Annotated in this window: 14 protein-coding genes and 1 tRNA gene; 4 read left to right on the top strand and 11 right to left on the bottom strand. The window is 60.9% G+C overall.

The window, feature by feature from the left end; translation table 11 throughout:
• Nucleotides 1-104: 104 nt before the first annotated feature.
• From BQ8794_RS08630 to BQ8794_RS34500, 6 genes are all read right to left on the bottom strand, one after another.
• Entirely contained in the window at nt 105-773 is a 669-nt protein-coding gene (locus BQ8794_RS08630) for a TIGR02117 family protein (protein ID WP_077375719.1), read from the bottom strand.
• A 119-nt stretch (nt 774-892) separates the two neighbouring features.
• Nucleotides 893-1,642 (bottom strand): amino acid ABC transporter ATP-binding protein, encoded by a 750-nt coding sequence (locus BQ8794_RS08625; RefSeq protein ID WP_174654397.1) that lies wholly within the window; start codon nt 1,640-1,642, stop codon nt 893-895.
• 75 nt (nt 1,643-1,717) lie between these two features.
• Nucleotides 1,718-2,875, bottom strand: coding sequence for an amino acid ABC transporter permease (locus tag BQ8794_RS08620; RefSeq protein ID WP_077375627.1), 1,158 nt, complete (start codon nt 2,873-2,875; stop codon nt 1,718-1,720).
• A 4-nt stretch (nt 2,876-2,879) separates the two neighbouring features.
• Nucleotides 2,880-4,067: an amino acid ABC transporter permease gene (locus BQ8794_RS08615; protein ID WP_077375624.1), complete on the bottom strand. Its 1,188-nt coding sequence runs from the start codon at nt 4,065-4,067 to the stop codon at nt 2,880-2,882.
• Between the two features lie 63 nt (nt 4,068-4,130).
• Nucleotides 4,131-5,159, bottom strand: a complete 1,029-nt coding sequence (locus tag BQ8794_RS08610; protein ID WP_077375621.1) for an amino acid ABC transporter substrate-binding protein — start codon at nt 5,157-5,159, stop codon at nt 4,131-4,133.
• A 25-nt stretch (nt 5,160-5,184) separates the two neighbouring features.
• On the bottom strand, nt 5,185-5,559 hold the full coding sequence (locus BQ8794_RS34500; RefSeq protein ID WP_143744494.1) for a hypothetical protein: 375 nt from the start codon (nt 5,557-5,559) through the stop codon (nt 5,185-5,187).
• Nucleotides 5,560-5,602: 43 nt separating this feature from the next.
• Here BQ8794_RS34500 and BQ8794_RS08605 point away from each other — a divergent pair, with 43 nt between their 5' ends.
• Nucleotides 5,603-6,772: a cystathionine beta-lyase gene (locus BQ8794_RS08605; protein ID WP_077375716.1), complete on the top strand. Its 1,170-nt coding sequence runs from the start codon at nt 5,603-5,605 to the stop codon at nt 6,770-6,772.
• Between the two features lie 122 nt (nt 6,773-6,894).
• On the top strand, nt 6,895-7,284 hold the full coding sequence (locus tag BQ8794_RS08600; RefSeq protein ID WP_077375618.1) for a YkvA family protein: 390 nt from the start codon (nt 6,895-6,897) through the stop codon (nt 7,282-7,284).
• Nucleotides 7,285-7,740: 456 nt separating this feature from the next.
• Here the strand turns inward: BQ8794_RS08600 and BQ8794_RS08590 are convergent, their stop codons facing one another.
• The 3 genes from BQ8794_RS08590 to BQ8794_RS35550 form a co-directional block, all read right to left on the bottom strand.
• Entirely contained in the window at nt 7,741-7,896 is a 156-nt protein-coding gene (locus tag BQ8794_RS08590) for a hypothetical protein (protein ID WP_342187812.1), read from the bottom strand.
• 113 nt (nt 7,897-8,009) lie between these two features.
• Nucleotides 8,010-8,309: a DUF1236 domain-containing protein gene (locus BQ8794_RS08585; protein WP_023800634.1), complete on the bottom strand. Its 300-nt coding sequence runs from the start codon at nt 8,307-8,309 to the stop codon at nt 8,010-8,012.
• Nucleotides 8,310-8,794: 485 nt separating this feature from the next.
• Nucleotides 8,795-9,079, bottom strand: coding sequence for a DUF982 domain-containing protein (locus tag BQ8794_RS35550; protein WP_167378676.1), 285 nt, complete (start codon nt 9,077-9,079; stop codon nt 8,795-8,797).
• On the opposite strand from BQ8794_RS35550, the gene BQ8794_RS35545 reads away from it, so the two are divergent.
• Nucleotides 9,066-9,362, top strand: a complete 297-nt coding sequence (locus BQ8794_RS35545) for a hypothetical protein (protein ID WP_167378675.1) — start codon at nt 9,066-9,068, stop codon at nt 9,360-9,362. The genes BQ8794_RS35550 and BQ8794_RS35545 overlap by 14 nt on opposite strands.
• Entirely contained in the window at nt 9,359-9,781 is a 423-nt protein-coding gene (locus BQ8794_RS08575) for a YidB family protein (protein ID WP_077375607.1), read from the top strand. Before BQ8794_RS35545 ends, BQ8794_RS08575 begins: the two co-directional genes overlap by 4 nt.
• 92 nt (nt 9,782-9,873) lie before the next feature.
• Here the strand turns inward: BQ8794_RS08575 and BQ8794_RS08570 are convergent.
• A tRNA-Arg gene (locus tag BQ8794_RS08570) sits at nt 9,874-9,950 on the bottom strand.
• A gap of 61 nt (nt 9,951-10,011) precedes the next feature.
• Nucleotides 10,012-10,317 (bottom strand): ETC complex I subunit, encoded by a 306-nt coding sequence (locus BQ8794_RS08565; RefSeq protein ID WP_023800638.1) that lies wholly within the window; start codon nt 10,315-10,317, stop codon nt 10,012-10,014.
• Between the last annotated feature and the right edge of the window lie 193 nt (nt 10,318-10,510).

The following is a 10,510-nucleotide window of genomic DNA, read 5'->3' as shown; positions in this document are numbered from 1 at the left end:
GAAACTGCCAATCTCCCTCCTTGTGGGGGAGATGTCCGGCAGGACAGAGGGGGGCGCGCGGTCGATTTCTACCCCACTCGCCAATGCCAAGCCGACTGATTACCTTAATTATAAATCCGCATCGACAGGTCGAGCGAGGCCGGCAGCGGATTCCACCAGCCTGTCCGCAGGCCGGCGATACGCAGAGCCGCCGCTGTCCAGGTGTTGCAGCCAACCAGCGCATTGAAACGGCCGTTGGCTTCGTAGAAGCGGTCGAACCTGGAATAGGCGGCATTCTCGATCAGTATCGGGCCGTTCGGCCCTTGCTGGAAACTTGCGGCGATGAAGTCGAGCAGCGCTGCAAAACGCTCCTCGCTGATGTCGAAGCCGGCGACGTCGGCATGAGGCTCGACGATATTGCCGGCGACATCGACATGCATCACCGAAGCGTCAAGGGTCAGCGCCTTCATCACCGGCACCACCTTCAGTTCCGACCAGGTCGGCGTCTCCAGATAGAAGGCGCGGCCTCCCCAGCCGAAGACGATGTAGCGGACCCCAGCCATGTCGGCCGGAATGCCGCCATCGACCAGGAAATGGAAGCGCTTGCGCACATCGTCATCGACCGGAATGGCGATATCGGTGTGGATCGGATTTTTCAGCACCAGGATGTGCCTGGTGGCGACGGGATCGGCGGCGGCCGCCGGCAAGAGCGGCCGCGGAATGAATGTGCCCAGCATCACGCCAAGCACGATTGCCACCACCAGAATGGCGAGAAAACGCCCAACCTTGTTTATGAGGGATGGCTTTTCGATGAGGGACGGCCTTGCAACCGGGGCGCGATCGCCGGCTGACAGCTCGGACGCAAAAGAGCCCAGCCGGGTTTCGGCCGGGCTCTTATGATTCGTGAGAGCGATCAGTGCAGGATCTGCGACAGGAACAGTTTTGTGCGCTCGTGGCGCGGATGGTCGAAGAACTCGGCCGGCGTGTTCTGCTCGACGATCTGGCCCTGATCCATGAAGATCACCCGGTTGGCGACCTTGCGCGCAAAGCCCATCTCGTGGGTGACGCAGAGCATGGTCATGCCCTCTTCGGCGAGGCCGACCATCGTCTCCAGCACTTCCTTGATCATTTCCGGATCGAGCGCCGAGGTCGGCTCGTCGAACAGCATGATGCGCGGGTTCATGCACAGCGAGCGGGCGATGGCCACGCGCTGCTGCTGGCCGCCGGAAAGCTGGCCGGGATATTTGTTGGCCTGTTCCGGGATCTTGACGCGCGTGAGGAAGTGCATGGCGATTTCCTCGGCCTGCTTCTTCGGCGTCTTGCGCACCCAGATCGGCGCCAGCGTGCAGTTTTCCAGGATGGTCAAGTGCGGGAACAGGTTGAAGTGCTGGAACACCATGCCGACCTCGCGGCGCACCTCGTCGATCTTCTTGAGGTCGTTGGTCAGTTCCTTGCCGTCGACGATGATCTTGCCCTTCTGGTGCTCTTCCAGCCGGTTGATGCAGCGGATCATCGTCGATTTGCCGGAGCCCGAAGGGCCGCAAATGACGATCCGCTCGCCGCGCATCACCTTCAGGTTGATGTCCTTCAGCACATGGAATTCGCCGTACCATTTGTGCATGGCGATGATGTCGATGGCGACATCGGTGTCGGAGATATGCATCTTGGCGGCATTGACCTTGATCTCTTCCGCGCTGACGGCATTTTCTGTGGCCATGGCAGGTTCCCTTTTTTGTTCTTAGCGTTTGTAGCTGGTGTCGAGCCGGCGTTCCGTGAACATCGAATAGCGCGACATGCCGAAGCAGAACAGCCAGAAGACGAAGGCTGCAAACACCAGGCCGGACCTGGCGGTCTGCGGCGTCGCCCAGTTGGCGTCGGAAAAGTGCAGCTTGACGACGCCGAGCAGGTCGAACATGCCGATGATGTAGACAAGGCTGGTGTCCTTGAACATGCCGATGAAGGTGTTGACGATGCCGGGAATGACCAGCTTCAGCGCCTGCGGCAACACGATCAGGCCCATCTTCTGCCAGTAACCGAGGCCGAGCGAATCGGCACCCTCATACTGGCCCTTGGGGATGGCCTGCAAACCGCCGCGCACCACTTCGGCCATATAGGCAGCGGCAAACAGCGAGACGCCGATCAGCGCGCGCAGCAACTTGTCGAAGGTGACGCCGGCCGGCAGGAACAGCGGCAGCATGACGCTGGCCATGAACAGCACGGTGATCAGCGGGATGCCGCGCACCGTCTCGATGAAGACGACGCATAGCGTCTTGACGATCGGCATCTTCGAGCGCCGGCCGAGCGCCAGCACGATGCCGATCGGCAGTGAAACAGCAATGCCGACGAATGACAGGCTGAGCGTCACCAGCAGGCCGCCCCACAGCGGAGTTTCGACATGCAGCAGGCCGAACACGCCGCCGGTCAGCAGGATGAAGGCAACGATCGGCAGCACCAGGAAGAACAGGATGGCGTTCAACCCCTTGCGCGGCACGCGCGGGATGAGCAACGGCACCAGCAACACCACGAACAGGACGGCGACCAGGATCGGCCGCCAGCGCTCATCGATCGGATAGCGGCCGAACATGAACTGGCCGAACTTGGCGTTGACGAAGGCCCAGCAGGCGCCGGACCAGCCGTCCGGCTGGATGCCGCCCTGCGCCACCGTGGCGCAGAAGGTGCGGTCGGTTCCGGTCCATTGGGCGTTGATGAAGGCCCAATTGATAATCTGCGGCAGGATCATCGCGACCAGTACGATGCCGACGATGGTCAGGATGGTGTCGCCGGTCGACGCGATCAGGTTCTTGCGGATCCAGGCCCCCAGACCGCGCACGCCGGCGGGCGCCTGTTGCGACAGCGCCATTTCGGTCCGAACCCAGGAGGTATCGTGTTCCTGCATGTCGCTACCTCTCCACCAGCGCCATCCTGGCGTTGACCACGTTCATCACCGCCGAGGTCAGCAGGCTGAGCCCGAGATAGACCACCATCATGATCAGCACGCACTCGATCGCCTGGCCGGTCTGGTTCAGCACCGTGCCGGCTGTCGCCGTCAGATCCGGATAGCCGATGGCGATGGCGAGCGAAGAGTTCTTGGTCAGGTTCAGATACTGGCTGGTCAATGGCGGAATGATGATGCGCATGGCTTGCGGAACAACCACAAGCCGCAGGATCGATCCTGGACGCAGACCCAGCGCACCGGCTGCTTCGCTCTGGCCCTTGCTGACGCCCATAATGCCGGCGCGCACGATTTCGGCGATGAAGGCCGCCGTATAGCAGGACAGCGCCAGATAGAGCGACAGGAACTCCGGCTTGACCTGGAAGCCGCCAGTCAGGTTGAAGGTCGATTGCTTTGGATAGTCGAAGCTCAGCGGGAAGCCGCTCAGCGCATAGGCAAGCAACGGCAGCCCGACGATCAGCGCCGCTGACGTCCAGAACACCGGGAATTGCTGGCCGGTCGCCATCTGCCGCTGACGCGCCTTGCGGGCAACGAACCACGCCATGGCGATGCCGACAAGCAAAGCGACGAAGATCAACCAGGAGCCGTCGCCCCAGACGGCGCGCGGAAAATAGAAGCCGCGCTGGTTGAGGAAGGAGCCGAACGGCAGGTTGATGCTCTCGCGCGGTATGGGAAGCACGGCAAGCACGCCGGAATACCAGAAGAAGATAACCAGCAGCGGCGGAATGTTGCGGAAGACCTCGACGTAGACCATGCAGATCTTGCGGATCAGCCAGTTGTGCGAAAGCCGGCCGATGCCGAGGATGAAGCCGATGATGGTGGCGGTGATGATGCCGGCGACGGCAACGATGAGCGTGTTGATGAAGCCGACCAGAATGGCGCGGCCATAGGTCGAATCCGACGAATAGGCGATGGCGCTGTCACTGATGTCGAAGCCGGCGCGGCCCCTGAGGAAGCCGAAGCCTGATGCAATGCGCAGGCGCGTCAGATTGTCGATGGTGTTTTGTACGATCCACCAGACCAACGCCACCAGCACGATGACGACCACCGCCTGGAAGAATATGCCGCGGACCTTCGGATCGTTGATGAAGGAGCCGCGGCTTGGCTCCTCGCGAAGAATTTCCTGCGATGCCATTCGACCATCCCCTGGAAAGAGAAACCGGAAGGCAGGAAAGCTGCCTTCCGGATCACATTTCGATCAGCGGATCGGCGGAGCGTATTGTAGGCCGCCCTTGGTCCACAACGCGTTGATGCCGCGCGCGATCTTCAGCGGGCTGCCCGAACCGACATTGCGTTCGAACATTTCGCCGTAATTGCCAACTGCCTTGACGATGTTGACGACCCAGTCGTTGGAGACGCCGAGATCGGTGCCGATCTTGGTATCGGCCTCCTGGCCGAGCACGCGCTTGATCTCGGGACTGTCCGAGGACTTCATCTCATCGATATTGGCCTTGGTGATGCCGAGTTCCTCTGCCTGCAGCAGCGCGAAATAGGTCCACTTGACGATGTGGTACCATTGGTCATCGCCCTGGCGTACGGCCGGTCCGAGCGGCTCCTTGGAGATGATTTCGGGCAACACGACGTGGTCGGCGGGCGCGCCCAGCGTCAGGCGAATGCCGTAGAGGCCCGACTGGTCGGTGGTATAGACGTCGCAACGGCCGGCGTCATAGGCGGCGTTGACCTCTTCCAGCTTTTCGAAGACGACCGGGTTGTACTCCATCTTGTTCGCCTTGAAGTAATCGGCGAGGTTGAGCTCGGTCGTGGTGCCGCTCTGCACGCAGACCGCCGCGCCCGAAAGCTGCAGCGCGGAATTCACGCCTGGCAGCTTCTTGGCATTGATCATGAAGCCCTGGCCGTCATAGTAGGTGACACCGACGAAGTTCAGCCCAAGCGCCGTATCGCGGTTGATGGTCCAGGTGGTGTTGCGCGACAGCATGTCGATCTCGCCTGACTGTAGCGCGGTGAAGCGTTCCTTGGCGCTGAGCGGCGTGAACTTGACCTTGGTGCCATCGCCGAAAACGGCGGCCGCGACAGCGCGGCAGAAATCCGCATCGATGCCTTGCCAGTCGCCCTTGTCGTCCGGCGCCGAGAAGCCGGCCAGACCGGTCGAGACGCCGCATTGGATGAAGCCCTTGGCCTTGACGTCGTCGAGCGTGGCCGCCGACGCGGCCGAAGCCACCAATCCAAGCGCGGCGGCGCCCAGAATGCCGATTGCAATGTGTTTCATAACCCACAGACCCTTTTCTGTTGTTTCAGGCGAACCTGACTTTTTTTCCGTGTGAACGCAGCTTCCCGTTCCGGCCCATTCCCGGAACCCCGCATCGCAACCGACGCGCTGCCTCCCATTCACGAACCGCATCGAAGGCGATTATTCCAGTGAGGTCAAGGAAAATGACCGAAACCGAAAGAGTTCGAAAAGCAATTGCCGCAAATGCCTGAATTGCAGACAAACGCGCCTGGAAATTAGCCAGCGGTGCGAACAAAGCCGGCAAAGTCCGGTCAACGCGAATCGGGGCTGCGCCGGCAAACCCGTCCCTCGGATTTACCGCGCATGACTGACTTGTCATGGAATCAATTGGCACATCCAAAGTCGCCGGCTGGCGGATGGCGAACGGTTGCGCGGCCAATGCCGCCGCACTATGGCTAGCGCCTCATCAGAGGCGAAGCGCAATGACAAAAGACGGCAACCAAATGGGCATCAACACGCGGCTTGCCCATTCGGGCAACAATCCGCACGACTATTTCGGCTTCATCAACCCGCCGGTCGTGCATGCCTCGACCGTGCTCTATCCCAACGCGGCAACGATGGCGGCACGCGGCCAGAAATACACCTACGGCACGCGCGGCACGCCGACCACCGACGCGCTTGCCAGCGCCATCGACGGGCTGGAAGGCTCGGCCGGCACGATTGTGGTGCCCTCCGGCCTGGCGGCGGTGATGGTGCCGCTGCTCGCCTTCCTGTCGGCCGGCGACCATGTCCTGATCGTCGATTCCGTCTATCACCCGACCCGCAATTTCGCCGACACGATGCTGAAACGGCTGGGCGTCGAGGTCGAGTACTACGATCCGCATGTCGGCGCCGGTATTGCCGCGCTGATCAAGTCCAGCACCAGGGTCGTGTTCACCGAATCACCGGCCTCCAACACTTTCGAGGTGCAGGACATACCGGCCATCGCCAGCGCGGCGCACGCCGCAGGTGCGATCGTCATGATGGACAACACCTGGGCGACGCCGCTCTACTTCCGCCCGCTCGATCACGGTGTCGACATCTCGATCCATGCGGCGACGAAATATCCGGCTGGCCATTCCGACGTGCTGCTCGGCACCGCGTCGGCCAACAAGGCCTGCTGGAAACAGCTTTGCGAGACATTTTACACGATGGGCTGCTGCGCCGGGCCGGACGATGTCTATCAGGTGCTGCGCGGCCTGCGCACGATGGGCGTGCGCCTCGACCACCATCAGCGCAGCGCACTTGATATCGCCGGCTGGCTGGAGGGCCAGCCGGGCGTGGCGCGCGTGCTGCATCCAGCGCTTGCCAGCCATCCCGACCACGATCTCTGGAAGCGCGACTTCTGCGGCTCGAGCGGCATTTTTTCCATCGTCCTCGCGGGCGGCGGCCAGAAACAGCAGCATGCCTTCCTCGACGCGCTCAGGATATTCGGCCTCGGCTATTCCTGGGGCGGCTATGAGAGCCTTGCGGTGCCGGTCTTCCTCGGCGACCGCGTCGTCGCCAAGGGCCCTTATGACGGCCCGCTGGTGCGCCTGCAGATCGGGCTCGAGGACGTCGACGACCTCAAGGCCGATCTGGCGCGCGGTCTGGCTGCGGCGGCGGCCGCTTGAAGCTTGCGCCCGCGTATTGCTAAATCCAATTCGCCAACGCGGGTAATCCACTCGTAAACAAGGGAATTCCGCACTTACATGTGCGAATGTCCCGGCGGACAATCTGTGCTAAAGTGACGCCTATGAAAGCCTGGCTGGAAGCGGCAAAGAGCCGGGCGCGCGCTATCAAGCTTGATGTCGTCGCCCTGTGGTTCGCCGCGCGCGACCCTCGGGTGCCCTGGTTTGCGAAGTTCGTGGCCGGAATGGTAGCCGCCTATGCGCTTTCCCCGATCGACCTGATCCCGGACTTCATTCCGGTGCTCGGCTATATCGACGACCTGATCATCGTTCCGCTCGGCGTAGTCCTGGCCATAAGGCTTGTTCCGCCGTCGCTGATGGCCGAATTTAGAGCGCGGGCTGCCGCGCTCGAAAAACAGCCGCAAAGCAGGATGGGGATGTTCATTACCGTGGCGCTCTGGCTGGCTTTGGCAGCTTTGCTGATCTGGGCGTTCTGGCCCACCCACGCCCAATAATGCGATCAGGACTGCTTCTTCTCATCATGCTGATGACGAACAACCCGCGGATCATGGCAGACAAGGTCAACAGCAGGACAACCAACGCCCTGGGAAGGGCTACTACGATCGCAATCCTTTCCGCGTCTTTGGGGCTGGTGGCGACCTGGTTTATCTAGGTCACCATGACGCTCGCGCTCGAGCCCGGCAATTCGAGCTCACTTGCAACGAAGGAGTTGGTCTGCTGCCGCAGCTACCGCACTCCCGGCGGCATGGCCAAGTGCGCGTGCTTCTGGAAGATCGCAATCTTGTCGGGATAGGTGATGCGGATCTCGCGTCCGCATCCCTCGCACTTGTAATGGGAAACGACCTGAAACCAGCTGCCGTTCTTGATGACGGCGAAGTTGCACTGCGGGCATCGGAAAGTCAGGCCAACAGAGAATAGGCTGGGAGACAGGGACATCGCAGCACTTCTTGTTAGTCCGGCGTCTCGACGACGAAGGATGCGGCAATCAAATCGTCGGCATCGATTCTGCCCTTGCCGCCCTCCAGGACTGCTGCGACCTTTCGAAAGGTCTTCAGTTCGTTCTCGGTAATCCGGGCGCCGCGCATCCTCTCAGCGAGGTCAGCCACGCGTATTCGCAGCGCCTGCGACGCTCCAATCTCACGGTTCGACATGGTGATCACATTCCTCGTTGCTCGACTTGCCGCCGCACCTTTCAGGAGGGCGGGTCCAGTCGCTTAGCTCATTCGATGACTTTGATGATCTTGCGCGTGCCCGGGTCAACCACAACGGTCCGGTTGTCGACCACCACGTAACGGTATTTTGTGTCGGGGACTTCGTGAAGTTCGACGGTTTCGGGCAAGGTTGAGCCGATATTGAGTTCCACTCCAGGGATCTTCACCGATGCTAGCGGCTGCTTTTTGACATATTCCCTGATGACGGTCTCCTGTTCAGGCTCGATGACTACGTCCTGAGCAGCAGCGGCGCCGATACCAGCCAGCAACAGAAACCCCGCGGCTGCAGTGGAAAGACGCATACTCATAAGTGCCTCCTTTATGTGAGCTCCATTGCGCTGAACGGCATCGTCTTCGCGCCAGGCTCACCCAAACCTCAGGCAGCCGCAAACGTTCCTTGGTTGGGCTTCGGTCTGATTCGAGGCGGGACCTAAGTCTCACCTGTTTTCGCGTAATAGCCCGGACACCGCGCCACCCGGAACTGCGGCTGCTCGTAGCAGTTGCTAGCTGTGAGTTCGCGGAAGAAGCCGATGGAAAGCCCGCTGGTTACTCGCTGCGGTCTTCGCTGTCTCCATCACGTTCCAGGCGATTGGAACGGTCGTTAGCTAGGGAACCGGCCGGACTTTGACGATTGACCAAGAACGAACTGAGATCTGCGCAGCTACGTCCCTTCCTGCGCTGATAAGGACTACCCGCCATTTCTCAATTTTGGCGGGTGGTCCACAATCACGGCTGGCCAAGTCCGCCCGGGCGAGGCCTGTCAGCGGTTCAAGGTCGCGAGGGCAGCATCACCTCACATCAGGTCTTCGGCAACCCCGTCGAATTTCCTGAGGCCTGCGCTTGGAGGCCTTTGCTTAAGAAGGCCCTGTTCAGATGCGGCCGCCTCGAAAGCAGCGAACGCAGCTTGGTGACTGCAATGTCCGGCCAGGCATTCCTCGATGATTCGGATTGCTTCAAGTCGGGACGGCTTGTCCATGGATGGCCATGGTTGCTGCAGCGCTTTCGCAGCGTCGGCTATCGACGCGATCGCCATTGATTTGCCATTCAAGTAGATTGAAATCGGAATGAACGCCGTCATTTTTAAAGCTCGCCAGGATTGGAGGCGGATAAACGCGAAGACAAGGCAGTGGTTGCATCGTTGTGAATTCAGAGCGCCGCAGTCCGATACGATCGAGGCTGAACATGCACGTCCGATGAGGCTTGATCGTTTCGGCGGCGCCCGTGCTGAAGTCCTGCGGGGATTCGACCGGGAAGCCCCCATCGCCCTTAACCGAACTGAAAACCAGCCCAGCAGCAAATACCGTGGAACCTTTCAAAGCCGCATGCCTTGTCCGTTCTTCATGGAAGGAGGTGCGAAATGAGCCTTGACATAGGAAAAGTCGCCATAGCCTTGCTTGGCCTGCTTGCCTACAAGAACAGGGATAGGATCGGCGAGTTAATCGCCGGCAGGAACTCGACAGATGCCAAAAACGCTGGCTCCACCGGCGGGCTCGGCGACATCCTGGAGCGTCTCAGGAATGCGGGTGCGGGCGATCAAGTCGATTCTTGGGTTGGTACAGGATCGAATCGCCCCGTTCAGCGCGACCAAGTCGAGAAAGCGATCGATCCGCAAACGTTGAGCGATCTCGCGGAGCAAACCGGATTGTCCCGCGAGGAACTTCTGGACCGGCTCACAAGTGAACTGCCCGACGCAGTGGACAAGCTTACTCCCGACGGCCAGATGCCTGTGAGCAAGGGTCCAAATCTCCTCGACGAGGCACCTGGAGCTAGTCGCACTTAGCACCAAGCTGAAAGCCCGCGCCTCCGGGCGAGGACGCGGGCCGATCAGCGCATCGCTGATACCTTGTGTCCAGAATGGACCCTTGAAAATGCTGGCGATCCCGACAGGATTCGAACCTGTGACCATCGGCTTAGAAGGCCGGTGCTCTATCCAGCTGAGCTACGGGACCGCTGGCCGACGCCAAGGGCCGGCTAATTCATGCGCTGCGACGGCTGCCCGGCATTTGCCGGTCAATGCGTCCAGGGCGTCCTGCGGTCATAGCGGAAATTCTCCGCATAGGAAATCTGGCGGCGCTTGGATTCCTTCGGCTCCTCGACGCGGTAGGCCAGCCCCTCTTTCTCCGCATAGGCCACCGCCTCTTCCCTTGTGTCGAAGGTGAGCCTGATCTGGCTCCGCATGTCAGCCGACGTGGTGTAGCCCATCAGCGGATCGATTTTCTTGCGCATCTCGGGATCGAATTCCAGCACCCAGTGGCCGGTCTTGGCCTTGCCGGACTGCATCGCGGTTTTGGCTGGGCTGAAAATGCGCGCGGACATGAACACCTCGTTACTACGTGCAAGCGGCACCGCCGCTGTATTCCCGTCATTACTGCGCAATGCTGCCGGCGGCAAGGCCGAGCCTGCCGTACCCCCTTCACGGCGGCCCACCGACGATGGAACCCTCTCGGCCGTGGACAGGACGACCGAGATCACACCGGGGCGTTTTCTTCCCGGCGGGGACGTTTTATCC

The sequence above is a fragment of the Mesorhizobium prunaredense genome (assembly GCF_900156895.1).
GTDB lineage: Bacteria > Pseudomonadota > Alphaproteobacteria > Rhizobiales > Rhizobiaceae > Mesorhizobium > Mesorhizobium prunaredense.
The sequence above is the reverse complement of the archived record's forward strand: the minus strand, read 5'-3'. Positions and strand labels throughout refer to the sequence as shown.